General features: G+C 70.8%; 22 protein-coding genes. 13 read left to right on the top strand and 9 right to left on the bottom strand.

What is annotated here, in order from left to right; genetic code table 11:
* The gene (locus AB0C30_RS50660) at positions 1-939 is read left to right on the top strand and encodes a hypothetical protein (protein ID WP_357957965.1); all 939 of its coding nucleotides are present in this window, start codon (positions 1-3) and stop codon (positions 937-939) included.
* Here AB0C30_RS50660 and AB0C30_RS50655 read toward each other — a convergent pair.
* Both AB0C30_RS50655 and AB0C30_RS50650 read right to left on the bottom strand, forming a co-directional pair.
* On the bottom strand, positions 936-2,414 hold the full coding sequence (locus AB0C30_RS50655) for an AMP-binding protein (RefSeq protein ID WP_357957963.1): 1,479 nt from the start codon (positions 2,412-2,414) through the stop codon (positions 936-938). The genes AB0C30_RS50660 and AB0C30_RS50655 overlap by 4 nt on opposite strands.
* A 31-nt stretch (positions 2,415-2,445) precedes the next feature.
* The gene (locus tag AB0C30_RS50650; RefSeq protein ID WP_357957961.1) at positions 2,446-4,779 is read right to left on the bottom strand and encodes a helicase-associated domain-containing protein; all 2,334 of its coding nucleotides are present in this window, start codon (positions 4,777-4,779) and stop codon (positions 2,446-2,448) included.
* Positions 4,780-4,823: 44 nt separating this feature from the next.
* Here AB0C30_RS50650 and AB0C30_RS50645 point away from each other — a divergent pair, with 44 nt between their 5' ends.
* Entirely contained in the window at positions 4,824-5,735 is a 912-nt protein-coding gene (locus AB0C30_RS50645; RefSeq protein WP_357957959.1) for a hypothetical protein, read from the top strand.
* On the opposite strand, the gene AB0C30_RS50640 is transcribed toward AB0C30_RS50645, so the two are convergent.
* Positions 5,728-6,345, bottom strand: coding sequence for a TetR/AcrR family transcriptional regulator (locus AB0C30_RS50640; protein ID WP_225300763.1), 618 nt, complete (start codon positions 6,343-6,345; stop codon positions 5,728-5,730). The genes AB0C30_RS50645 and AB0C30_RS50640 overlap by 8 nt on opposite strands.
* Before the next feature lie 34 nt (positions 6,346-6,379).
* The gene (locus tag AB0C30_RS50635; protein WP_357957957.1) at positions 6,380-6,817 is read right to left on the bottom strand and encodes a hypothetical protein; all 438 of its coding nucleotides are present in this window, start codon (positions 6,815-6,817) and stop codon (positions 6,380-6,382) included.
* Positions 6,818-6,917: 100 nt separating this feature from the next.
* Here AB0C30_RS50635 and AB0C30_RS50630 point away from each other — a divergent pair, with 100 nt between their 5' ends.
* On the top strand, positions 6,918-7,538 hold the full coding sequence (locus tag AB0C30_RS50630; protein WP_357957955.1) for an HAD hydrolase-like protein: 621 nt from the start codon (positions 6,918-6,920) through the stop codon (positions 7,536-7,538).
* A 91-nt stretch (positions 7,539-7,629) separates the two neighbouring features.
* On the top strand, positions 7,630-8,025 hold the full coding sequence (locus AB0C30_RS50625) for a cold-shock protein (protein WP_357957953.1): 396 nt from the start codon (positions 7,630-7,632) through the stop codon (positions 8,023-8,025).
* Here AB0C30_RS50625 and AB0C30_RS50620 read toward each other — a convergent pair.
* The gene (locus AB0C30_RS50620; RefSeq protein WP_357957951.1) at positions 8,022-9,551 is read right to left on the bottom strand and encodes an MFS transporter; all 1,530 of its coding nucleotides are present in this window, start codon (positions 9,549-9,551) and stop codon (positions 8,022-8,024) included. The two genes, AB0C30_RS50625 and AB0C30_RS50620, sit on opposite strands and share 4 nt — an antisense overlap.
* A gap of 374 nt (positions 9,552-9,925) precedes the next feature.
* On the opposite strand from AB0C30_RS50620, the gene AB0C30_RS50615 reads away from it, so the two are divergent.
* Both AB0C30_RS50615 and AB0C30_RS50610 read left to right on the top strand, forming a co-directional pair.
* Positions 9,926-10,726 (top strand): DUF3027 domain-containing protein, encoded by an 801-nt coding sequence (locus AB0C30_RS50615; RefSeq protein ID WP_357957949.1) that lies wholly within the window; start codon positions 9,926-9,928, stop codon positions 10,724-10,726.
* A gap of 100 nt (positions 10,727-10,826) precedes the next feature.
* Entirely contained in the window at positions 10,827-13,874 is a 3,048-nt protein-coding gene (locus tag AB0C30_RS50610; RefSeq protein WP_357957947.1) for a hypothetical protein, read from the top strand.
* A 2-nt stretch (positions 13,875-13,876) separates the two neighbouring features.
* Here the strand turns inward: AB0C30_RS50610 and AB0C30_RS50605 are convergent, their stop codons facing one another.
* Positions 13,877-15,397, bottom strand: coding sequence for an alpha/beta hydrolase (locus AB0C30_RS50605; RefSeq protein WP_357957945.1), 1,521 nt, complete (start codon positions 15,395-15,397; stop codon positions 13,877-13,879).
* A gap of 91 nt (positions 15,398-15,488) precedes the next feature.
* The gene (locus AB0C30_RS50600; RefSeq protein WP_225300771.1) at positions 15,489-15,704 is read right to left on the bottom strand and encodes a DUF2530 domain-containing protein; all 216 of its coding nucleotides are present in this window, start codon (positions 15,702-15,704) and stop codon (positions 15,489-15,491) included.
* Between the two features lie 82 nt (positions 15,705-15,786).
* Here AB0C30_RS50600 and AB0C30_RS50595 point away from each other — a divergent pair, with 82 nt between their 5' ends.
* The 4 genes from AB0C30_RS50595 (at position 15,787) to thpR (ending at position 19,627) form a co-directional block, all read left to right on the top strand.
* Positions 15,787-17,229, top strand: coding sequence for an NCS2 family permease (locus AB0C30_RS50595; RefSeq protein ID WP_357957943.1), 1,443 nt, complete (start codon positions 15,787-15,789; stop codon positions 17,227-17,229).
* 115 nt (positions 17,230-17,344) lie between these two features.
* Positions 17,345-17,797 carry a MarR family transcriptional regulator gene (locus AB0C30_RS50590; protein ID WP_357957941.1) on the top strand — a complete coding sequence of 151 codons (453 nt, stop codon included), beginning with the start codon at positions 17,345-17,347 and terminating at the stop codon, positions 17,795-17,797.
* Between the two features lie 23 nt (positions 17,798-17,820).
* A complete protein-coding gene (locus AB0C30_RS50585) occupies positions 17,821-19,047 on the top strand; it encodes an MFS transporter (RefSeq protein WP_357957939.1) in 1,227 nt (408 codons plus the stop codon).
* Positions 19,048-19,069: 22 nt separating this feature from the next.
* Positions 19,070-19,627: an RNA 2',3'-cyclic phosphodiesterase gene (thpR, locus tag AB0C30_RS50580; RefSeq protein ID WP_357957937.1), complete on the top strand. Its 558-nt coding sequence runs from the start codon at positions 19,070-19,072 to the stop codon at positions 19,625-19,627.
* Positions 19,628-19,722: 95 nt separating this feature from the next.
* Here the strand turns inward: thpR and AB0C30_RS50575 are convergent, their stop codons facing one another.
* Entirely contained in the window at positions 19,723-20,691 is a 969-nt protein-coding gene (locus AB0C30_RS50575; RefSeq protein ID WP_357957936.1) for an aldo/keto reductase, read from the bottom strand.
* Between the two features lie 91 nt (positions 20,692-20,782).
* Here AB0C30_RS50575 and AB0C30_RS50570 point away from each other — a divergent pair, with 91 nt between their 5' ends.
* Positions 20,783-22,057 carry an MATE family efflux transporter gene (locus tag AB0C30_RS50570; RefSeq protein WP_357957934.1) on the top strand — a complete coding sequence of 425 codons (1,275 nt, stop codon included), beginning with the start codon at positions 20,783-20,785 and terminating at the stop codon, positions 22,055-22,057.
* A 7-nt stretch (positions 22,058-22,064) separates the two neighbouring features.
* Entirely contained in the window at positions 22,065-23,072 is a 1,008-nt protein-coding gene (locus AB0C30_RS50565; protein WP_357957932.1) for a hypothetical protein, read from the top strand.
* 57 nt (positions 23,073-23,129) lie between these two features.
* On the opposite strand, the gene AB0C30_RS50560 is transcribed toward AB0C30_RS50565, so the two are convergent.
* Positions 23,130-23,501 carry a hypothetical protein gene (locus AB0C30_RS50560; RefSeq protein ID WP_357957930.1) on the bottom strand — a complete coding sequence of 124 codons (372 nt, stop codon included), beginning with the start codon at positions 23,499-23,501 and terminating at the stop codon, positions 23,130-23,132.
* Between the two features lie 87 nt (positions 23,502-23,588).
* Between AB0C30_RS50560 and AB0C30_RS50555 the strand changes: the two genes are divergently transcribed.
* Complete coding sequence (locus AB0C30_RS50555) at positions 23,589-24,494, top strand: NAD(P)H-binding protein (protein ID WP_357957928.1); 906 nt, start codon at positions 23,589-23,591, stop codon at positions 24,492-24,494.
* Positions 24,495-24,532: the final 38 nt, after the last annotated feature.

Below are 24,532 nucleotides of genomic sequence, written 5' to 3'. Positions count from 1 at the left end.
ATGACAGTCGACGAACGCGCGGTCACCGAGGCCCTGAGCAGGCTGGCCGACCGGGCACGGCCCGTGGATCCCGAGCTGCTTCTGTCACGTGCCCTACGGAGGCGGGCACGGCTGAAGTGGCCGAGATGGGGGCTGGCCCTGGCGGCGGCGGCCTGTGTGGTGGCCATCGGGGTGGTGGCGCTGCAAGCGCGCGAAAAGCTGGCGATCTCCCCCGCGAGCCCACCGACGGCGAGCACACAACCCACGGCCGACATGGTGCCCACGGCGAGTTCGACGCGGTCCACGACGGACCCGCCCGCCACCGCGTACGTCCGGGACATCCCCGGCCTGCCACGGAACACGATCGCGCAGTTCGCGACCGTGGAGGACTGCATGCCCAAGGGCAGCCCGGTGCACAACATGGACGGCGACCGGCGGCTGCCCAAGTACGGGACCGTCAAGGATTACCGCTGGCTCGTGGAGGCAAAGGACAAACTGGGCGTGACGCGGCTGGTCGGCAGCCGCAAGGGATTCGTGCTGTGCACGCCGGCCATCCGGCTGGTCAGCTACCCGACGGACCCGATCTTCTCCTACTGGGGTGCCGACCCGCCCGGCAAGCTGGCCCTGCGCGGGGCGCTCAGCGTCGACGCCTACAGCATCCAGATGCAGTCGGAGATCAACCCGGGCCTGGACCGCGACCCGTCCTTCCTGGTGGTGGCCGGCCGGGTCGCTCCGGCGGTGACCCGGGTGGAGGTCGAGTGGCCGGATGGGCGGAAGATGACGGCCAACGTACGGAACGGCTTCTACATCGGCCGATCGCGGGTGTACGCCGACAAGAAGGGTTCCATCCGCCCGGCCGCGCTGAGCAAGGTGACCGCCTATGACTCCGGCGGACAGGCGCTGGGCGAGCTCAAGAACATCAAGTGGGGGCCCCTGGGAGCCATCGACGAGGACGACTAGCCGAGCCTCGACCGCAGCGCCTTGCGGTCGAGCTTGAGCACGCTCGTGACCGGGATCGAGTCGACGAATCGCACCTCCCGGGGGTACTTCACCCGGCCGACCCGGTCACGAGCCCAGGTCATCAGCTCCTCGGCGGTGGCCGTGCCGCCCGGCTTGAGCTGGACGAAGGCCACGACCTCCTCGCCGACCCGCGGGTCCGGACGGCCCACGACGCCGGACATCACCACGTCGGGGTGCTCGTTGAGCGCGTCCTCGACGTCGCGCGGGAAGACGTTGAACCCGCCGCGGATGATGAGGTCCTTCTTCCGGTCGACGATGTACAGATAGCCGTCGTCGTCCACGCAGCCGATGTCGCCGGTACGCAGCTCACCTTCGACCAGCGCGGTGCCCGTGGGGTCCGCGGGGTGCTCGCCCCAGTAGCCGAGCATCAGCGAGTCGCCGCTGACGCAGATCTCCCCGACGTCGCCCGGCTCGGCCTGGTCGCCGGAGGAGTCGCGGATCGTGATCGTGTAGCCGGCCAGCGGCAGCCCCACGCTGCCGATCCGGCGCCGCCCCGGCGGGTTGAATGTGGTCACGGCGCTGGTCTCGGTCATCCCGTAGCCTTCGAGGACCTGCACACCGGGCATCCGGCGCTCGAACTCCTCCAGCGTCTCCCGGCCGAGCGGCGCCGCGCCACAGGTGAGGAAGGCCAGGTCGGGCAGGGGGTGGGCCTCCAGCGGCTCGGCCAGGAGCATCTGGAGCATGGCGGGCACGACCGTTCCGTACTGGGCGCGCTGCGCGGCGGCCAACTCGAGGAAGGCTTTCGGGTCGAACCAGCGCATCAGCACCGCCTGCTGCGGCTCCGTGGCGTGCATCCCGGCGACCGTGATGATCAGCCCGTACGAGTGGGAGAGGGGCACCGGCACTATTGCGCGATTTTTCCCGTCTTGGTGGGACATTTCGTAGGCGTCCTTGGCCACCTGCCAGAGCCCGCGATGGCTCAGCATGACGCCCTTGGCCATGCCGGTCGTGCCTCCGGTGTACATGAGAGCCGCCAGATCGGTGGCGTCCCGCCCGACAGGTCCCCGCTCGGTCGCCCGCTCCAGCTCCCCCGTGTCCACAAATATCGGGATCTTGGGCTCGGCGGCCTGGACCGTCTCCACCAGCTCGGGCGAGGTGATGAGGGCGGTGGCGCCGCTGTCGTCCAGGATGTGCCGCAACTCCGCCGGTCCCACCAGGAACACCACGGGCGTCACCACCGCACCGGCCGCCCAGATCGCCTCGTAGATCAGACCGACCTCGGGTGAGTTCGCCATCATCACCACGACCCGGTCGCCGGGGCGTACCCCCGCCTCGACCAGCCCGCCGCAGACCTTGCGAGCCCGCTCGGCCAGCGCGTGGGCGCGGTGCCAGACCCCCTCGTAGTGGACCGCGTCGAAGTCGTCGAACCTGCTCCAAGACTCCTCGGCCAACCGGCCCAACGTCAGCTCGCTCACGGTCCCAACCTCGCCTGATCATCGCCGGGCGTCAAGACAGGTCGGAGACCCCGGTTATGCGATGGAGCGCGAAGCGGTGGACGGCCGCCCTGGTCTCGTCGTACGCCGTGAGGTAACCGCCCTCCATCCGCGCCGGCTCCAGGATGCGCGAGGTGGCGTTGCCCTGGGAGTCGAGGTAGCCGATCCACACGCGTACGCCCTGCCTGATGGCCTCCTGCAGCGCGGAGATCGTGGCGGTCGCCGGGCCGCGCGGGATCTGGCCGCTGGGGGCGTCGGCGGGCTCGCGCCGCGTCAGATGGGCCGCGTCGCCCGCTCGCAGCGCGCGTACGGCGGCGGCCGTGACCTCGGGGTCGAGGCCGTTGGGCGAGGGTACGGACCGGGCTGGCGGCAGGCCCTCGGTGCGCCTCCTGTCGAGCTCGGAGATGATCACGTCGCCGTCGAGCGACTCGGCCACCGGGGCGTACCCCATCGCACGCAGCGCGTCGACCAGCGCGGCCCGCGAGGAGCGGGAGGCGATGACCGTGGGAGCCAGCCGGCGCAGGCGCAGCGCGGCGGCGCGCCGGTCGGCCGTGATCTGGTCGAGCAGGGCCGGGTCGTCGCAGCGGATGTAGGCACTGGCGGTACCGACCCTGATGCGCCCGTGCCGGCGGGCCACGTCGGCGATCAGGTAGGACAGCGCCTGCGGGACCGGCGTCGCCGAATGACGCTCCAGCATGGCCAGGAGCTCCTCGGCCCCCTGGCCCGCGTCGAGCGCGCGGCGGACCGAGCCCTCGCCGAACCGGTAGACGGTCGCGCCCCCCTTGGACTCGATGTCGGCGGCCAGCGTCATCCAGCGGTTCAGCTCGCTGGTGAGCGGTCCTGGCGCGACGGCGGTCAGGTCCGCTTGGAGCAGCACATGATCGACCGGCTCGGGCAGTAGCGGGGCCAGCACCGAGGCGGTGTCCTCGCCGGACAGCAGCGCCCGGCCGTGCCCCGACAGCACGCCGAGCCCGGTGACGCCGACCTGCTCGGCCTCCCGCAGCGCGAACTCCGTCAGCTGCTCACGCAGCGGCCCCCGGCGGCGCGGCTGCTCCCACGCCAGCCGGTCGAACACGGACTCGCGCGTGGGCGCCAGGCCGGGCGCCGACGCGAGCACGCCCAGCGCCGCCGACCGCACACCCGGCGCGGACGAGCGGCGTAGCTCGGTGTGCAGCGCGTTGAGCGGCCGGTCCCGGTCGTCACGCTCGCCGACCAGGCCGGGGACGCGATCGGTGTGCAGCCAGGTGACCGCCAGCGCGGCCCACCGGTCGGCGGTCGGCCGGACTCGCCACAGGTCGTAGCCGGTGGTGGGCAGCCACTCGCCGTCGACGTTGCCGCCCGCCGCGATCAGCCCGGCCGCGTGCGCGACCTCCACGGTCAGCGCGGCGGCCCACTCGGGCACGTCCAGCTCGGTCGCGGTGCGCTTCAGATCCCGTACGCCCAGGCCGCCGGTACGCAGCACGCCCGGTGGTTCGGCGCTCCACCGCTCGCACAGCTCCTCGACCGTCCGCACGAACGTGAACGCCTGCCCCGCCGCCGTCCGGTCGGCCAGCTTCTGGTCCCGCGCGGCACCCTCCAGAGCCGGGGGTACGGCGTACAGATCCCGGTGTACGAGGCCGTTACGCAGATAGAGGCCCACCTCCCGAGGCAGGGCCACGGTCTCCTCACCCGTCGCCGCCAGCAGGCCGCGGGCGAGCAGCTGATCGATGGGCGATCGGGCGGAGGCGACCCGCACCTCACGTCTGGCGTTGGGCACCCGGCCCGTCGCAGGCCCCCAGGTCAGCTGGTCGAGCGCGGCCCTGGCCTCGGGCGAGACCTCCTCGATCAGCTTTCCGGGCCGGGCCAGGGCGGCGGCCAGGCGTTCCTTGCCCGAGCCCGTGGTGCCCGGCGCGATGTCGTCGGCCATCTCGGCCAGCTGCTCGGGCGCGTGGTGCCGGAACGCCTCCACCGCCGGGGGACCGAGCCCCGCCGGGTCGTCGAGCACCTTCCGCACGCCGGGGGCCAGGGCGAGGGCGCTGTCGGGGCCGTAGACGAGGGCCAGGTCGCGCAGGTGGTCGATCGCCGCCGACAGCGCGGGCTCCGGCTTGCCCGCCGCCAGCGCCCCGCCGACGAGCGTGCGCAGGGCCGCCTTCGTGCTGGGCTCCGGTCGTACGGCCAGCGTTTCGAGCACGGAGAGCGTGAAGCGGTCGAGCCGGTCGAGCGCACGGCCGATCGCCGAAGGGCTGCCCGCGCGTACGGCGAGGCCTTCCAGATGTGCGGGCACCGGAGTGATCAGCTCGGGGCGCGCCGAGACGAGCGCCCGCAGCTGTTCGTCGGTGCGCCCCCTGATCCACTCCGTGAACTCCATCGTTGCCATGGTATGTCCACCCTGATTGGGGCAGCATGGCTCACGTGATTGAGCGAGCGGACCAGCTCATACTCAACTACGTCAGCGCGGCCGCCGACGCGGCTCATGGCGTGCTCAGATCCGACCAGCGGCTCGACTTCGCCAAGCGGCTGCGGGCCAGGATCGAGGTCGAACGGCAGGGCAGCCAGAACCCACGCCAGGTGGTCAAGGTGCTCGCCCGGTTCGGCGACCCGGTGGCGCTGGTCGAACGCGAGGCCCGCAGGCTGGCCGAGGCGGGGCCGGACGGCGCGCCCGGTGCCCCGGCCGGACCCCGGCCCGGAACGGCGCCCACCGCCGCGCCCGGGGCCGCACGGGGAACCGTGACGCCGGGTGCCGTGGCCAAGGCGGAACGGGTCGCGGGGGCGGGCGGGGCGACGCCGTTCTTCCCCAAGATCGTCGACGACGTGGCGCCTGCGGGAGCCCAGCTGGGCCGGCGCCTCGCGGAGGACCATCTGGCCCCGCGGCCCCTGCGCGGGTTGCCGTTCGCGCGGCTGCGGCAGGCGGCCATGTCCAGTGCGAACCCGATGGCCACCCGTGGACGGGACGCCGGCACCATCGTCAAGGAGTACCCGCGTGAGACCGCGGCGATGGTGGTCCTGGTGCTGGCCGCGCTGCTCGTCCCGGTCGGCCTGCCGGCCGTCGCGATCTTCCGGGTGCCGGTGCTGGTGTGGGCGTTGGGGGCGCTGCTGGTGGCGTTCTCGGAGGGCTGGGTGCTGCGTGACCGGCTGATCGGGATCGGTGCGCCCCTGGTCGGCTACACGCTCGGCGGGGCGCTCGTCGGTGGTCTGCGGGTGGGCGCGGAGCCGGGGGTGCAGGCGTTCGTGGTGCAGTTCTTCGACGTCAGCGGTGTGATGTTCATGATCGGCACGGCGCTGGGCGTGGTCTGGCTGGCTTACCGGCTGGTGGAGGTCAACTGACGGGGGCGGGGCTCGGTAGGAGGCCCACGGCCAGGCGTACCCAGGCGGTGACGAACTGGTCCTTCTCCGCGTGCCCCGGCGACTCGCCGACCGTCTCCTGGAACAGCCGGTAGTGCACCACGGAGCCGCCGAGCACCGCCGCGATGCCGTTCCAGTCGACCTTGGCGTCCTCGTATTCGGGCTGGGCGCGGAACCAGGTCGTGATGGCGTCGAACATGGGCTGCAGCAGCCCTTCGCGCACCACCGCCACCAGTTCGGGGAACTGGCTCAGGTCCCGGAAGAACACCCGGGTCAGCTCCGACTCCTCGCGTACCTTGGCCAGCCCCGCGCGGCACAGGTGCGACAGCCGCATCTCCAGGTCGGCCGAGGTCTCCATGTCGCCCAGCTGGGCCAGGCTCTCGGCCACCTGCGTACGGGTACGCGCGGCATGTTCGTTGATCGCCGCGGCGAGCACCTCATACTTCGACTTGAAGTGCCGATAGAGCCCTCCGGCGCCCGGGGAGAGCCCTGAGGCGGCCTCGATCTCGGCCACCGAAGTGGCGGAGTAGCCCCGCTCCGCGAAGAGCCGCAGGGCCTCGTCGATGATCCGCTCACGCGTCGATCTGGTCATTCTGTCCTGATACCTCCGTGATGGAGCGTAGCCGTCACGGCGCGGCGCGCCGGATCAACCCCGCGACGACCGAGCCGACGATCAGCCAGACCAGCGCCGCGAGCCCGTAGTTGACCAGCGTCGTCCACCGTACGTCGGCGAGCTGGAACAGGTTGGCCAGGCCCACCGACAGCGGCGAGGCGAGCGATTCGACGAACTGGTACCAAATGTTGGCCGGGTTGGCCCGGAACACCGTGAAGATCGCGTACAGCACCAGGATCAGCGCGGCCAGCCGGGACGCCAGCCGGACGGCCGCGGCCAGGAACGCCACCACGCCCCGCCACACCCTGACCGGTCCGGTCACCGGCTGGGGCAGCGCGGGTCGGTGCGGCCGGGGCGAGATGTTCCGGGTGGGCTGTTCGGGCGGGCTGGGCCGGTTGGCGGCGGCGACCAGCCGGTCTCCCGCTTCCGGCGGTTTGGGGGGCTCGGTCACGGCCACTCCTCCCGATAAGTAATTCCTTTCTTCCCACTCTCACGGTCCCACAACAAGGGCCGTTACCCGTAATGCGGACGCGTTTGGCATCCTTCATCTTGTGCGGACATCGGTGGGTTTCGACCTGGACATGACATTGGCGGACACACGGTCGGGGATCGCGGCCGTCTACGACGAGCTTTCGGCGCGCCTCGGCGTGGTCATCGACAGCAAGGCGATCATCACCAGGCTCGGCCCGCCGCTCGAGCAGGAGTTGGCGAACTGGCTGCCGCTGGAGGCGATCCCGGAAGCCGTGATCCTGTTCAGGGAGATCTATCCGGAGCTGGGTGTGCCCGTGCACACGGCCATGGCCGGAGCGATGGAGGCCGTCGAGGCCGTACGCGCGCAAGGGGGCAGGATCATCGTCGTGACCGGCAAGAACCCGCGCGACGCGGCCAGCACCGTGAAGGCGCTCGGGCTCGCCGTGGACGAGGTGGTCGGGTCAGTCTTCGGGGCGGCCAAGGGTACGGCACTCGCGCGCTTCGGCGCCGGAGCCTATGTTGGTGACCATGTGGCGGACATCGAGGCCGCGCGGGCCGGGGGAGCCGTCAGCGTGACGGTCGCGACCGGCCCTTACACGCTGGACGAACTACGTGATCACGGAGCCGATGTGGCGCTTGGCGACCTGACGGAATTCGCCGACTGGTTCGCCGGATGGCGTTCGAGTGGGCAACTCCGGTAAATGCCGGGAATTTTCCTGGTCGCCCCGGAGCCTCGCGGGGCATAACCTACATCCATTCGCCTTTTACGACTGTTTGAACGAGGTTCCTCCTGTGCCGAGTGGCAAGGTCAAGTGGTACGACGCCGACAAGGGTTTCGGCTTCCTCACCCGCGACGACGGTGGTGAGGTCTTCGTGCATTCCTCCGCGCTACCCACAGGTGCCGGCCCGCTCAAGCCCGGCCAGAAGGTCGAGTTCGGCGTGGCCGAGGGACGACGCGGCCAGCAGGCCCTGTCGGTGCGGATCCTCGAGCAGCCGCCGACGCTGGCCAAGACGAAGCCCAAGGCCAAGCGTAAGAAGCCGGACGAACTCGTCGTCATCGTGGAGGACCTGATCAAGCTCCTCGACGACGTCTCGACCTCCTACCAGCGGGGCAAGCACCCTGACGCGGCGCACGCGAAGAAGATCGCGCAGGTGCTCAGAGCGGTGGCGGACGACCTCGACGCCTAGCCGTTGGGGTTCGTCAGCGGCTTGGTCGTGTCGAGGTTGTCGACGCGCTGATCCTGCGCGACCTGGGGTCCGCGTGTCGTGGCGCGGATCCGCTTGCGGCGGCGCACGATCAGCCAGCCGAACGTGCCGGTCAGCGCCACGGCCAGCGTGATCAGCCCGGCCGCGCTGCTCTCGGCCAGCGACAGCAGCAGCCCGATCAGCCCGCCGAACACCCAGGCGAGCTGCAACACCGCCTCGACCACCCCGAACGTGGACGAGCGCACCTCCTCGCCGATCTCCCGCTGCACGATCGCGTCGAGGGCGAGCTTGCCGAGCTCCTGCGCGAACGCGGTGACGAGCGAGATCGCGACCGCGGTCCAGAGGCCGAAGAACACCGCCGTGGCGATCGTGGTCGCGCCGGTCACGGCCAGCGTCAACAGCGTGATGAGGTGCGGCGAGTGGTTGCGGGTCCAGTTCGCGACCACCGCGCCGACCAGGCCGCCCAGCCCGGCCGCGGCCGCGAGCAGCGCGATCGTCTTCGGGATGTCGAAGAACGGGTCGGGTGCGGCCAGCCACGGCACGCCCTTGTCCTGCACCAGGAACAGCATGAAGAACAGCAGGAAGCCGGAGAACAGGCGGATGGCCACGTTCGCCCAGACCGCCTCGGCCACCGTCGGGCCCACGTTCAGGAGGGTCCGCCAGCGGAGCGGCCTGCCCTCCTCCTCTTCCAGCTCGGGCGAGTCGACGTGGCGCGGCAGCCGTACGGCGAGGACACCGATCAGGAGGAAGGCGACCATCGCCGTACGCAGCACCGCGGCGCTGCCCAGCCACGCGGTCAGGCCCGCGGCGACCGGCACCATCACGCCCGCTGAGATCAGCGAGAACAGCGCCACCCTGGCGTTGGCCGAGACCAGCGTGATGTCGGCGGGCAGCACGCTCGGCATGATCGCCGCGCGTGACACGTTGTACGCCTTGGACAGCACCAGCACGCCCAACGCCCCGACGAACAACGTCGGCAGATCGCCGGGCCCCACGGCGGCGGCCATCGCGAAGCACAGCAGGCCGCGGCCGAACAGCGTGCCCGCCATGACATAGCGGCGGCCCGACCTGAACCGGTCGAGGATCGGCCCCACGAACGGCGCCAGCAGGGCGAACGGCAGCATCGTGATGACCAGGTAGAGCGCCACGGGCCCACGGGCCTCGCCGACTGGCACACCGAAGAAGACGGTGCTCGCCAGCGCGACCGTGACCAGCGCGTCGCCGCCGCTGTGACCGGCGGTGAGCTCGATCAGGCGGCCCAGCCCGGTGCGGTCGGCGCCGTTGGCGTGGGTGAGACGGCGGGTCGCCTTCCCGACCTTCTGCGCGCCCCTGCCGACCTTCTGCGCCCCTCTGGCCGTGGCCTTGCCCGCCCGCGCCGTGCCGCCCGCGGTCGCCTTCCCCGCCCGCAGGGTGGCCCGGCCCGCGCGCGCGGTGGCGCGGCCCGCGCCGGCGACGCCTCGCCCCACGCGCCGCGTGACCTCACGAGCCGTGTCCCAGCCTCCTTGCACGCTTACCAGTCTTACCCGATCCCCGCTCACAAACGGCGACGGATCGCCCGGGGATGGACCCAACACTGTGTCGCCAGTTGATCGGGGAGGGGCGGTGTGGGCCTCTTAAGGTCCGGTGCCAGTGGGTCCGGTGTGGGCGGTGTGGGCTCCTTCAGGTCCGGTGCGCGTTCTCCCCGATCGTCGGCCGCCCACGGCGGTGGGTTTGTTCGGGGTCGGGTCTGGTGGTGTGTCGTGAGGGGTCCGGGATTGGGGTGTGGCACGTCTTCAGGTTCGGTGCCAGTGGGTCCGGGATGGGCGGTGTGGGCACCTTCAGGTCCGGTCATGGGTGAGAATGAAAGTGTGAGCGAACAGCACCTTGCGGCGGAGGCGGACAGATGACCCGCACCCGGACCCGCGTCTCCCCGCCCGACCAGGCGTGCGTCGCCGCGGTGGACTTGGCGCGCGCCGCCGCGGAGGAGCTCGCGCGGCCGGGCGAGCCGGGTGAGCACCTCGGTTACGAGGGCGAGGGCGACCGCATCGTCACCCATTACTTCGCCTGTCTCGACCGGGCCTACCGCGGCTGGCGCTGGGCCGTCACCGTGACCCGCGCCTCACGGGCCAAGAACGTCACGGTGAGCGAAGCCGTCCTGCTGCCGGGCTCGGGGGCGTTGCTCGCGCCCGAGTGGCTGCCCTGGAGCGAGCGTCTGCGCCCCGGCGATCTGGGCGTCGGTGACCTGTTGCCGACCTCGGAGGACGACGACCGGCTGGAGCCAGGTTTCGTCAAGACCGACGACGAGACCGACCATCAGACGATTTTCGAGTACGGCCTGGGCCGGGCCCGTGTGCTCTCGGCCATCGGCAAGGACCGCGCTGCCAGACGCTGGCACTCGGGCGAGCACGGGCCGCATACGCCGATCGCACACGCCGCTCCCGCGCAGTGCTCCACCTGTGGTTTCTACTGGCCACTCGCGGGTGGGCTCCGGCAGGTGTTCGGGGTCTGCGCCAATGAGTACGCCCCCGACGACGGCAAGGTGGTCGCCGCCGACCACGGCTGCGGGGCTCACTCGGAGGCCGCGGTCATGCCGCCGTCCGCCGAGCAGGCCATGCCCATCCTCGACGACATGGGCTTCGACCTGATGGAAGAGGAGGCCGGATCCGTCGACGGCACGGCCACCGAGGAGCTCGGCCACTCCTGACCGCGAATGTCGGTGAGGGCCGCTAGCCTACGGTGGCCCCCCTCGGCGGACCCCGGACATGTGCCGGAGCCCGCCCCACCAGCGACCAGGATCGTGACAGATGACCGACACCTTTGGCACCGACCGGACGCGGGCCGCAGTGCTCGCCGCGTGGACGGCCTCGACCGCCCGATTCCGCGAGGACGCCAACGCCGAGGAAGACTTCGCCCTCGGCGGCTACCGCGACCGGCTCATCGTGGAGCTCGCCCAGAACGCCGCCGACGCGGCGCTGCGCGCGGGCGTGCCAGGGGTGCTCCGGCTGACGTTGCGCGACGACGTCCTGACCGCCGCCAACACGGGCGCCCCGCTCGACGCGACCGGCGTCGAGGGTCTGTCGACGCTGCGTGTCTCCGGCAAGCGGGACGAAGCGGGTGCCGCCGGCCGGTTCGGCGTCGGGTTCGCCGCGGTCGTGTCTGTCTGTGATGAGCCGTCGATCGGCTCGCGCGAGACGGGCGCCGCCCGCTGGTCGCGCGCTGAGACGGCCGCCGTGGTGGCCTCGGTGCCGGAGCTCGCCGCCGAGCTCGGCTCGCGCGGCGGCCATGTCCCGCTGCTGCGCCTGCCGTTCGAGGCCGAGCCGCTTGACGTGCCGCAGGGCTTCGACACGCTCGTACGCCTGCCGCTGCGTGACGCCGCCTCGGTCGCGGCGGTCCGGCGCATGCTGGCCGAGACCAGCCCCGCGCTGCTGCTCGGCATGCCCGCGCTGACGAGCATCGAGATCGACCTCGACGGCTCGGAGCGCCGGGTGACGGCCGACGGGTGGCACCTGGTGTCGGAGTCGGGTGAGTTCGCTCCCGACGAGGTGGCGGCCCTGTTCGCCGACCGGCCCACCGAAGAGCGTGCCCGCCCTTACTGGTCGCTGCGCTGGGCCGTGCGCGTCGCCGACACGGAGCCCGCCCCGCTGCCCGCCGGGGTGCCGCCGGTGGTGCACGCGCCGACGCCGAGCGACGAGCCGCTCGACCTGCCGGCCCTGCTCATCGCGTCGTTCCCGATGGCCACCGACCGGCGGCACGTGGCCAAGGGGCCGCTGACCGATTTCCTGGTCGAGCGGGCCGCCGACGCCTATGTCAGGCTGCTCGGCGAGCTGCCGCGTACCCCCAAGCTCCTCGACCTCGTCCCCGCCCTGATGGGCAAGGGCGAGCTCGACGCCCGCATCCGGCGGGCCATTCTGCAGCGCCTGCCAGCCACTCCGCTGCTCCCGGCCCTGTCCGCGCCCGCTCCGGCCGTGCAGACGCCGTCGTTCGCCGAGGCCGAGGTCTATGAGCCCGACGCCGAGTGGCAGGTCGAGCACCCGGCCAGGGAGCCGCACGAGGACGGCTGGCTCGTCGCCGGCCAGGAGGCGGCCGTGGTCGCCGGGTCGGGTGACCTGCTGGCGGCGATCGCCGACTTCGTCCCCGGCCTGCTGCCCGCCGGGTGGCCTGCCCGGCACCCGGCGATGGCCTCGCTCGGTGTGCGCCGGGTCGAGCTGGCCGAGGTCGTCGACCTGCTGTCCGGTGAGGCGGTCGAGGCGCGGGAGCCGTCGTGGTGGCGCTCGCTGTATGAGGTGCTGCCGGCCGATGACCCCGAGTCGCTGGGCGCGCTGCCGGTGCCGCTGGCCGACGGTCGGCTGGTCCGTGGCCCGCGCGGCACCCTCATCCTCGACCTGGGCGGCACCCGCCTGGCCTCGGCTCGGGACGGGCTCGACCTGACGCCTCTGGGGCTGCGGATCGTGCACCCGGACGCGGCGCACGCGGCGCTGCTGCGGCTCGGCGCCGCCGAGGCCACGCCACGGACGATCCTCGAAGACCCGATCACCAAGGCCGCCGTCGCCCAGTCCCTCGACAGCGCCGACTCCGAGCCCGTGGCGAAGGCCGTGCTCTCCCTGGTGGAGGCCGCCTCGCTGGTGCCGGGCGAGGCGCCGTGGCTGGCCGAGCTGGCGCTGCGCGGCAGCGATGGCGATCTTTACGCGGCGGGCGAGCTGATGCTGGCCGACGGCGCGCTGGCCGGCCTGCTGGAGCCTGACACGCACCTCGGGGTGGTCGCGCCGGAGCTGGTGGAGACCTACGGCTCCCGGGTGCTCGAAGCCGTGGGCGTGCTCGATGGGTTCGCCGTGGCGCACGACTCCGACGTGCTGCTCGATCACGACGACTGCGACCACGACCTCGACGGCGAGGACGACTGGCTCGACCACGTGCTCGACCTGCTGCCTGATCTGGACCTGCCGCCCGTGGTGCCGGACTTCGCCGCGGTGCGTGACCTGGAGCTGGTCGCCGACTGGCCCGCCGCGCTGGCGTTGCTGACCAGACCGCCGCTGCGGGCCGCGCTGCATCCGCTGCGGGTAGAGGGCGTCGAGGTGCCGTCCTACACGGCGTGGTGGCTGGCCAACCACCCCGTGCTGGACGGGCGACGGCCACGGGAGCTGCGGCTGCCCGGTGCCGATCCGCTGCTCCAGGGCCTCTATGGTGACGCGCCCGGCGGGCTCGACCCGGTGGCGCTGGGGATGCTCGGCGTACGCACCACGCTGGCCGAGCTGCTGGCCGGCCACGGCGGTCCCGAAGAGCTGCTCGACCTGATGGCCGACGAGTCCATCGAGGTCGACCGGGCCCAGTTGCGGGCCCTGTGGATCGCGCTGGCGGCCGTCGAGCCGGCGCGGGTGGCCCCACCTTCGCGGGTGCGGGCCGTGCTCGGTGGCGACATCGTGGTGGCCGCGGCCGACGACGCTGTCGTGGTGGAGGCCCCCGACCTGCTCCAGCTCGTCACCGACCGGCCTCTGGTGCTGGCCCCCTACGACCTGGCCGAGTCGCTGTCCGAGCTGCTCGACCTGCCGCTGGCCGGCGAGCTGGCCCAGGGCGAGGTCACGTCCGAGGGCGAGACCCGCCCCGTGCCGCCAGAGGTGCGCTCTCTGCTCCCGACGGCTCCCGAGACCTACGTCGAGCACGAGAAGCTGCTGGTCGACGGCGTCGCCTGCACGTGGCGCTTCTTCGAGGGCTCCGTGCACTGCACCGGTCTCGACGGCCTGGCACGCGGCCTGGCCTGGGCGACGGGCCAGTGGAACGACCGGCTCGCGGTGGCCGCACTGCTGCACGACCCCACGGCCGTGCCGCTCCTGCTGGCCGAAGCCGACCTGTCGTAGGTTCACGCCGCCGGGCAGGTGGCGTTCGCGCCGGGGGACTTGCCGGTGAGGAAGTAGGCGTCGACCAGGCGGCTGACGCAGCTGCTGCCGCTCAGGTAGGCGCCGTGCCCCTCGCCCTCGTACGTGACCAGGACCCCGGTCTTGAGCTGGGCGGCGAGCTTGGGCGCCCACGCGTACGGTGTGGCGGGGTCGCCCTTGCCGCCGATCACGAGGATGGGGGCGGAGCCGGTGGCGTCGATCTTCTTGGACTCGTCGCTGCCGGGCGCCGGCCAGTGCGCGCAGATCGCGCCGAGACCCCCGGAGCGCATGAGCGGGAAGATCTTGGCGGTCTCGCGTTCGACCTGGTCGATCTCGGCGGGGCTCGGCCGTTCGGCGCTGTCCACGCAGTCGATCGCCAGGACGCTGGTCATCAGCGTCGAGTACGTCCCGTCGGCCTTGCGGCCGTTATAGGAGTCGGCCAGGGCGAGCAGCTGCGTGCCGTCTCCCTTGGTCGCGGCGGTGGCCGCCTGCTCCAGCATCGGCCAGCTGAGCTTGGCGTAGAGGGCGGCCAGGACGCCGGTGGTCGCCAGGCCCTTCGTGAGCTCCCGGTCGGCCACCTTGAGGGGCTTGTCGCGCAGGCCGGACAGCAGCGTCTCGACGCTCTTCCGTACGGCCGCGGGGTCGGCGCCCAGGTCGCAGCCCTGCTTCACGCAGTCGGCGGCGAACGCCTCGAACGCCTGCTTGAAGCCGGCCGTCTGCGTCTTCGCGCGCTCGGCGAAGCTGACGGTCGGGTCGAGGGCGCCGTCGAGGACGAACCGGCCGACATTCTTGGGGTACTGGGTGGCGTACACGGCGCCGAGGTGGGTGCCGTACGACATGCCGAAGTAGTTGAGCCGTTCGTCGCCCAGCGCGGCGCGGATGCGGTCGAGGTCCCGCGCGGCGTTCACGGTGCCGACGTGGGGCAGGAGCTTGCCGGAGTCCTTGGCGCAGGAGGCCCCGAACTCCTTGGCGGCCTGGTCCATCTCGTCGCTCGCGGGGTCCAGGGAGACCCACTTCTCGACGCTGCCGCACTTGACGGGCGCGCTGCGCTCGACGCCGCGCGGGTCGAAGCTGACCAGGTCATAGCTCGCGCCCAGGCCGGCGAAGATCTTGGCGGTCATGGGCAACAGATCGACTCCCGAGCCGCCGGGGCCGCCGAAGTTGAACACCAGCGAGCCGAGCCGGTCGCCGGAGGCCTTGACGCGGATCAGCGCCAGGTCGATCTGCTCGCCGTCCTGCTTGGCGTAGTCGAGCGGCACCGCGAGCTTGCCGCACTCGACGGCCGGGTCGGGCTCGGCGGGTTTGCCGTCGGGGCCGGTCAGGTCGGTGCACGGGCTCCAGGCGACGCTGCCGGAGCCCTTCGCCGTCTGGGCAGGCTTCGTGGCGGTGCTCGTCGTCGGCTGCTCCGCCGACCCGCTGGTGGGCTTGGCGGCGGAGCAGCCCGCGAGGGTGGCGCTCGCGAGGGTCACCGCGCACAAGAGCGAGGGAAATGACGTCTTCTTCATGCCTCAAGCATGATCAGCCGGCTTTTTCCCAGGTAGTGGGGTAAAACAGCACTTTCCAATGACTTCGGGGATCGGCCGGAGGTGACGAATGTCAGCTCCGGGACGCTCGCCTGTGCACGTACCAGAGGCCGAGCAGCCCGAGCCCGACCCCGGCGACGCAGGTCCAGATCCACCACGACTGCTCGGCGGCCGGGCGGAAGATCAGTAGCGCGACCAGCGCGAGCGCCCACGCGACCGTGCCCACGGCGACCGCCGCGACGTCGTTGGTCTCGATCGGCTCCGGGTCGGGACGCCATTCCTGCTTCACGGGATCCAGCCTAGCTTCCAATCGGGTCTCGATCCGATCACCGCCACTTTTCGCAGATGACGCAAACTGTCACTGTTCGCCCGTGAGTGACACAAGTAGCGGTATCGACAGGTTCTTCGCAATCTCCGCACGAGGCTCGACGATCTCCCGTGAGATCCGCGGCGGGCTGGCCACGTTCTTCACGATGGCCTACATCGTCGTGCTGAACCCGATCATCATCGCCAACGGCAAGGATGTCCAGGAGCAGTTCATCGGCGACGGCTCGTCGCCCAACCTGCCCCTCGTGGCGGCGGGCACGGCGTTCGTGGCGGGCGTGCTGACCATCCTCATGGGGGTGATCGGCCGGGTGCCCTTCGCCATGGCGGCCGGGTTGGGGCTCAACGCCTTCGTGACCTTCAACATCGCCTCGGTGATGAGCTGGGAAGAGGCCATGGGGCTGGTCTTCCTGGAGGGCGTCATCATCGGCATCCTGGTGTTGACCGGTTTCCGGGTGGCGGTGTTCAACGCCATCCCGGCCCAGATCAAGACCGCCATCAGCGTCGGCATCGGGTTGTTCATCGCGCTGATCGGCTTCGTGGACGCCGGCTTCGTGCGCCGGGTGCCCGCGGGGCCGCCGCTGGAGATGGGCATCCACAACACCCTGACCTCCTGGCCGATCTTCGTCTTCGTCGTCGGGTTGCTCGTGACGGCGGCACTGGTGGCCCGCAAGGTCAAGGGCGCGATCCTGATCGGCATCATAGGCACCACGGTGCTGGCGATCATCGTGGAGTCGATCGCGAAGGCCGGCCAGGTCTCCGACAAGAACCCCGGCGGCTGGATGCTGAACGTGCCCACACTGCCGGACCAGATCATCGGCTTCCACAACCCGCTGGTGCTGTTCAAGGAGTTCGACCCGTTCGGCGCGTTCAGCCGGGTCTCGGTGATCCTGGCGGTGCTGTTCGTCTTCACGCTGCTCATCACCGACTTCTTCGACACGATGGGCACGATCGTCGGGGTCGGCCGCCAGGCCGGTCTGGTCGACGCCAGCGGGATGCTGCCGCGCACCCGGGAGATCCTGCTCGTCGACTCGCTCGGCGCGGCGGCCGGTGGCGCGGGCTCGGTCTCGTCGAACACCACCTACATCGAGTCGGCCGCGGGGGTCGGCGAGGGCGCGCGGACGGGCCTGGCCAGCGTGGTCACCGGCCTGCTCTTCCTGGTGGCGATCTTCTTCGCGCCGCTGGTCACGGTCGTGCCGTACGAGGCGGCCGCGCCCGCGCTGATCGTGGTGGGCTTCCTGATGATGACCTCGATCCGTGAGATCGATTTCACGGACTACGAGATCGCCATCCCGGCGTTCCTCACCATCGTGGTCATGCCGTTCACGTACTCGATCTCGAACGGCATCGGCGCCGGCTTCATCAGCTACGTGCTGATCAAGATCGTCCGTGGCAAGGTACGGGAGATCCACCCTCTGCTGTGGGTAGTCATGGGCCTGTTCGTGATCTACTTCGCGCTCGGCCCGATCAGGGTACTTTTCGGGGTCTGATGCCTGGTGAGGCCGTCTGCGCATGGGAGGCGGCCTCCGGGTATCAAGGAGTGAGACGAGAAGTGAGGTAGGGAAATAACGTGGAATGCCCTATAGTTAGCAAAGGTAATGACTCATGCTAACCAAGAACCAGTCCCAGATAAACCTGCGCAGCGACGCAGGCCTGGCCACAGCCCTGCGCGTGTCGCTGGCGCGGCTGACCAGGCGGCTACGACGACAAGCGGCGGCGCACTCGCTGACTCCCACGCAGTTCGCGACCCTCGCCGCGGTGGAACGGCATTCCGCGATAACCCCCGGCGAATTGGCCGAGCTCGAGAAGGTGCAACCCCCCTCGATGACTCGCGTGATCGCCGCGCTAGAGGAACGCGGTCTGGTGTCGCGCACACCGCACCCGACCGACCGGCGACAGGTGACCGTGACCGTGACCGAGGCCGCGCAGAAACTGCTGAAGGAGGAACGACGTCTCAAGGAAGCGTGGCTGAGCCAGCGCTTGAGGGATCTGACCGCGGAGGAGCGGGCGATCCTCAGGCAGGCGGCGCCGATTCTGGAGAAACTCAGCAGGATCTAGAGCCTGAAGAACCCAAGACCGGGATGTTCCGGTCTCTCAGGGTACGTAACTACCGCATGTTCGCAGCCGGTGGCGCGGTGTCCAACGTCGGCGGCTGGCTGCAACGCACCGCCCAAGACTGGCTGGTGCTCGATCTGACCCATGGCAGCGCGGCGGCCCTAGGCACGGCGACCGCGCTGCAGTTCCTGCCGATGCTGCTGTTCGGGCTCTTCGGTGGCGTGCTGGCCGACCGCTACCCCAAACGGCCGATCCTCATCGTGGCGCAGTCGCTCATGGCCGTGCTCGCCCTGGTCATCGGCGTACTGACGGTGACGGGCAGCGCCCAGGTGTGGCACGTCTACGTGATGGCGTTCACGCTGGGTGTGATCTCCTGCGTCGAGGTGCCGACCAGGCAGGCGTTCGTGGTCGAGATGGTGGGCCGCCGGGATCTGTCCAACGCGATCGCGCTCAACAGCTCCATCTTCAACCTGGCCCGCGTCGTGGGACCGGCGATCGCCGGTGTGCTGATCTTCCTGTTCGGGGGCACGGGACCGCTCTTCCTGATCAACGCGGTCACGTTCGCCGCGGTGATCTCCAGCCTGATCTTCATGCGGAAGTCCGAGCTGAACCTCTCCGTACCGGTGCCGAGAGCCAAGGGCCAGCTCCGCGAAGGGCTGAGCTATGTGCTGCATCGCGAAGAGCTGCTGATGCCGGTGCTGCTGATCGGGTTCGTGTCGATGTTCTCCCAGTCGTTCTCGATGTCGATCGCGCTCATGGCCCGCGAGGTCTTCAAGGCCGGCGCCTCGTCGTTCGGCCTGGCCTCCAGCATGTTCGCCGTCGGCGCGCTGGGCGGGGCGCTGCTCGCCGCCCGCCGGGCCCGGCCGTCACGCCGCATGCTGATCGCCGGAGCCATCGGGTTCGGACTGTTCCAGATCGCCACCGGGCTGGCCCCGGTCTACCCGGTGTACCTGCTGCTGCTGATCCCCACCGGCATCGCGCTGATCACGATCAACACGGCCGCGAACGCGAGCGTCCAGCTCGCCACCGCACCGGACATGCGCGGCCGCGTCATGGGCATCTACATGCTCGTCTTCACCGGTGGCGCGCCCGTCGGCGCCCCGCTGGTCGGCTGGCTGTCGGAGCTGGGCGGACCCAGGACGGGCGTCATGCTCTCCGGACTGCTGGTGCTGGTCGGCACGGGCGTCGCGGTGATGCTGACGAGGCTGATCAGCGCCCGTGTTGTGGGCGAGCCGGTGCTGGCGGTCGCCTGAGCACATTGGAGAATCGGGTGGCATGAGGTTATTCGCCGCACTGATGCCGCCCGATGAGGTGCTCGACGAGATCGAACGCGCCATCGCGCCGCATGTCGGGCAGGTGCCGGGCCTGCGCTGGCCGGACCGCGCCACCTGGCACATCACGCTGGGCTTCTTCGGCGAGGTGCCCGAGCACGTCCTGCCGGAGCTGCAGGTACGGCTGGCCCGCGCCGTGGCTCGGCATGCCAGCCTGGACCTGGCCTTCACCGGGTTCGGGGCGTTCTCGTCCGCCCGCCGGGCCAGGGTGTTCTGGGCCGGGCTCTCCGGTGACTCGATGATCCGGCTGTCGGAGTCGGTCAGAGCGGGCGCCCGCCGGGCGGGGGCCGTACAGACCGACGACAAGCACTTCCACCCGCATCTGACGCTCGCGCGGGCGAAGACGGAGATGGACCTCCGCCCGCTCGTCGAGTCGCTGTCGGAATTCAGCGGCTCGACATGGCGGGCGAAAGCCGTCCATCTCGTACGTAGCCATCAAGGGGCACAGATGAGGTACGAGTCACTCGCACAATGGGATCTGGCACCCATCGGGCGCGATTAGGCTCCAGAATGTGGACCGTCCTCGCCCTTGGCTGCTGCCCGTCGTGCTCGGCCTCCTGCTGCTGATCGTCGTGATCGGCGCGCTGCTGGCCTGAGTTACCAGGCGTAGTCCTCCGGCGCCGGACGGTGTCCGGGGAAGATCTCGTCGAGGCGGGCCAGCGCCTGCTCGTCCAGCTCGATCTCCAGCGTGCGCAGGCTGCCGTTGAGCTGCTCCTGCGTGCGCGGGCCGATGATCGGGGCGGTGACCGCGGGCTGCTTCAGGAGCCAGGCCAGCGCCACGTACGCGGGGTCCTCGCCGAGTTCGTCGCAGAACTTCTCGTACTGCTCGATCTTGTCGCGGTGCTTCTCGAGCTCCGTGACCATGCGGTCGGCGGCCGACCGGCCCTTGTCGATCTTGCGCAGCACGCCGCCCAGCAGGCCGCCGGCCAGCGGGCTCCACGGGATCACGCCGAGGCCGTATTCCTGGCTGGCGGGCAGTACCTCCAGCTCGACCGCGCGGGTGAGCAGGTTGTAGTGGCTCTGCTCGCTGACGAGCCCGATCGAGTTGCGCCGGGCCGCGGACTCCTGGGCCTTGGCGATGTGCCAGCCCGCGAAGTTGGACGATCCCACGTAGAGGATCTTGCCCTGCTGCTTCAGGACGTCCATGGCCTCCCAGAACTCGTCGAACGGCGTGTTCCGGTCGACGTGGTGGGCCTGGTAGATGTCGATGTAGTCGGTCTGCATGCGCTTGAGCGAGGCGTCGCAGGCCCGGCGGATGTTCAGCGCGGACAGCAGGTTCTCGTTGGGCCAGTCGCCCATCGCGCCGTAGAGCTTGGTCGCGATGACCGTCTTCTCCCGGCGACCTTCGCCCTTGGCGAACCAACGGCCGACGATCTGCTCGGTGATCCCCTCGCCCTGCTTCCAGCCGTACACGTTGGCCGTGTCGAAGAAGTTGATGCCCAGCTCATGGGCCCTGTCCATGATCGCGAAGGAGTCTTCCTCCGTGGTCAGCGGGCCGAAGTTCATGGTGCCCAGGCAGAGTGGACTGACCCGGAGGCCACTGCGTCCGAGGTTCACATAATCCATGAACTCCACCCTAAATACCTGGAGTGCACTCCAGGCTAGTAGGGGTCGCACGAATGCCTGGAGCACGCTCCAGCCTAGTAGGGTCGGTCGGGTGAACTTGGGCCTGCTTCGCGCGGCGGTGCCCCTGTTCCTCTCCATGGTCACCACTACGGTCGGCACTCTGGTGGTCACTTCCGTGCTCGGCAGGCACGCCACCGTCACGCTGGCCGCCTTCGCGGTCATGTCGGCAGTCCTGAACCCCGCCTCCGCCGCTGTCGTGGGCGCGCTCCGCGGGCTCGCGCCGTTCGTCGCGCCGTACAAGGACTCGCCCGCGGCGGCCGTGCCGATCCTGCGTGACGCACGCTGGCTCACCCTGCTCGTGGGTACGGCCGGCGCGCTCGCGGTGCTGTGCGTGCCCCTGCTCGCCCGCGCCACCGGGGCGCCCGCCGAGGTCGTGGCCGAGCTGGGGCCGCTGCCCTGGCTCCTGGCGCTCTATCTGCTGGTGTTCGCCTCGGGTGGTGGGGCCAACACCGTGCTCGTGGCGCTCGGCCGCAGCCGCCAGGTCCTCTGGTCCAGCCTGGCGGCCAGCGCCGCGATGGTCGGCGGCACGGTCGCTCTGGTGCCGCCGCTGGGCCTCACCGGCGTGGGCGTCGCCTGGCTGCTGTCGGGTGTCGCGGGTGTGGTCGTCTCGAACCTCTGCCTGCGCCGCGCCCTCGGAACGCGCGTCGGCCAGGGTCGGCCGCGGACCAGGGAGATCGTCCGGCTCGGCCGGGTGAGCATCCCGCTGGCTGGGACGGTTCTGATCAAGTTCGGGGGTCTCGGGGTCGTCACCTTCGCCGCGAGCGCGACCGGCACCCGTGACGTGGCCGCCCATGCGGTGCTGAGCACGCTCACCGGGTTCATCATGCTGGCCTCGATCTCCGTGGCGCAGGCGTCGGTGCCCGAGGTGGCCAGGGCCCGGGACGTGACGGAGGCACGCCGGGCCAACCGGGCCGCGGCCCTGCTCGCCCTGGCGGGGACGGCCGTCGCCGCGGCCGTGCTGCTCGGGCTCGGCGACTCGGCGCTGGTGCTGTTCAGCGATGACGCGAGCGTACGAGAGCGGGTCGCGGCGCTGCTGCCATTGATGCTGCTGGCCTCGACGGCCGACGGGGCGCAGGCGGTTCAGGGCATCGGGCTCACCGCGCTCAAGCGGTCGGGGGCCAGCCTGATCTATTTCGCCGTCGGTTACGGGGTGATGGTGGCCGTGGCCGCACCTGTGGCCGCCGCCTGGGGGCTCGTCGGGTTGTGGTGGCTCATGGCGGTGACCAACGGGGTGCTGGTCGTGCTGCAGGGCACCGGATTTCATCGGCACAGCGCTACCGTGGGCGCGGCGTCCGTTGGGGCATGATGGCGGGGTGGGGGATGTTGTGATTCGTACGGCCGCCGGGGTTATCGCGGCCTTCATCGTGTTCGTTCCGGCAAATGCGGCCTTCGCCGATGACGGCGAGAAGAAACTGTTCACGTTCAAGGACGCGCGGATCACCGAGTCGAGCGGGCTGGCCGTGTCGCCGACGAAGGAAGGCGTCTTCTACACGCACAATGACAGCTCGGCGGCGCCGACGTTCTACGCGGTGGGTTCCGATGGGCGGACCCGGGCGACGTACCGGCTCCAGGGGGCGCAGGCCCGTGACTGGGAGGCGATGGCCGCGAGCAAGGACCCCGCCACGGGGCGCGGGGTGCTGTGGTTCGCCGACATCGGCGACAACCTGGACGGGGCTTGGCCGAACGTCTCCATCTACAAGGTCATGGAGCCGGAGACGCTGCGGGACGCCACCCTTCCGGCGGTCCGCTACCGGTTCCGCTACGCGGACGGCGCCAGGAACGCCGAGGGCATCATGGTCAACCCGGTGACCGGGCGGCTCTTCGTGGTGTCGAAGGAGTTCTCCGGGTCGGTGTACCAGGCGCCCAAGAAGCTCAGGAGCGACCGGGTCAACGTGCTCCGCAAGGTGGGGACGGCTCCGATCATGGCGACGGACGCGGCGTACGCGCCTGATGGCAGTTCGTACGTGATCCGTACGTACTTCTCGGCCACGGTCTTCCGGCCCTCGGGTGAGTCGATCACCAGGGTGTCGATGCCGGAGCTGAAACAGGCCGAGTCCATCGCCTACACGCGCGATGGCAAGAGCCTGCTGACCGGCTCGGAGGGCGTGCGCAGCCCGGTCTACCAGGTGGCGCTGCCCGCGGCCGCGTTACCGGCCGCCACCCCGTCCAGCTCGCCGTCCCACCGGCCGAAGACGACCGCGTCGCCGTCCGCCCGGCCGGTGGCGGCCAAGGGGCTCAGCGCGCGTGACGTCCTGATCTGGCTGGCCGCCGCCGCGGGCGCCAGCGGCATCATCGCGGCGATCGCCCGCCGCACTCGGTAGGCACGGCCGGCGGTCGCATCCTGTAGGCGCGGTCGGTGGTTGCCCGGTGGGCGCGCGTCATGGACGGCGCATCGTGGCGGTGAAGAGGTCGCCGCGGAGAGCGCGTTCGACCACCGCGATCGAGCGGGACAGGCGCACGAGCCGGGGCCCCTCCTCGCGGTAGGCGTCCAGGACCGCCTCGATCGCGTGGGGCGGCAGGTGGCCCTTGAGGTCGACCGCGGCGCCCCGGTAGCCGGCGCGGGCCGCCTCGATCGCCGCGCCGACGTGGTGGCTCGCCATCCTGGCCAGCGCGATCGGGTGGCGGCGGAGCACCTCGTAGGCGCGGTAGTCGGGCGGCACCGCGTCGAGCAGCCAGGCCACTGCCGAGGTCTCCCAATCGGGGACGCTGGGCGGGCGGACCTCGGGCGGCCACTCTGGCGGGAGATACATGACGCCATCGTACTCACGTTCGATTTGTCAGTGTAGTGGTGGCTTTACCTGGGGTAACGCCGCAGCGGTAGGAAAGGGGAACGGCTGATGGTCGCCAGTGATCTTGTTCTCGTCGCCGGGGTCGGTGGGGTGGGCCGCACGGTCCTTGAGCGGCTGCGCGCGCAGGACGTACCGGTGCGGGCGATGGTCCGTCGTGACGACGAACGGGCGGCTGAACTGCGTGCGCTCGGCGCGGAGGTGGTCGTCGGCGATCTGACCCGGCCCGAGACCGTCGCGGCCGCGCTGGAGAGTGCCGGACGGATGTACTTCGGGATGCCCGTGTCGCCGGACCATCTGCTGGCGGCGACCGTGGTGGCCACCGTGGCGCGGGAGTACGGGGACCTGACCGGCCTGGTCGACATGTCACAGATGACGGTGTCGCAGATGACCGCCATCAGCACCGCCCAGTCGCACCAGCAGCGGCTGCACTGGCTGGCGGAGCAGGTGCTGAACTGGTCCGGCCTGCCGGTGGTGCACATCCGGCCGACGGTGTTCCTGGACAATCCGCTGTTCACCACGCTGGCGGCGCGTTCGATCCGGGAGCGCGGCACGATCGAGCTGCCGTTCGGCACCGGGCGTACGTCGCCGATCGCCGTGGCCGACGTCGCCCGGGTGGTAGCCACCGTGCTCCGCGATCCGGCTCCGCACGTCGGGCACGTCTATGAGCTGACCGGGCCGCGCACGGTCGACATGACGGAGATGGCGGAGGAGTTCTCACGGGCGTTGGGGCGTCCGGTGGCCTATGTGGATGTGCCCCTGGAGCGGTGGTGGGCCGAGGTGCTCGCGAAGGCGGGCCTGCCGCCGCACACCGCGCAGCACATCGCCACCATGGCCCGGCTGCACCGCGAGAACCGCTATGACCGCGCGTCCGACGATGTCGAACGCCTTACGGGCGTACCCGCCGAGACGATCGAGGCGTTCGTGGCCGCGCGAAGGGACTTCTACCTGGGCTGAGCCGTTCCGTATCGGGGGAGCGACGACCGCTTACCGAT

Source organism: Nonomuraea sp. NPDC048901, from assembly GCF_040649695.1.
GTDB lineage: Bacteria > Actinomycetota > Actinomycetes > Streptosporangiales > Streptosporangiaceae > Nonomuraea.
The sequence above is the reverse complement of the archived record's forward strand: the minus strand, read 5'-3'. Positions and strand labels throughout refer to the sequence as shown.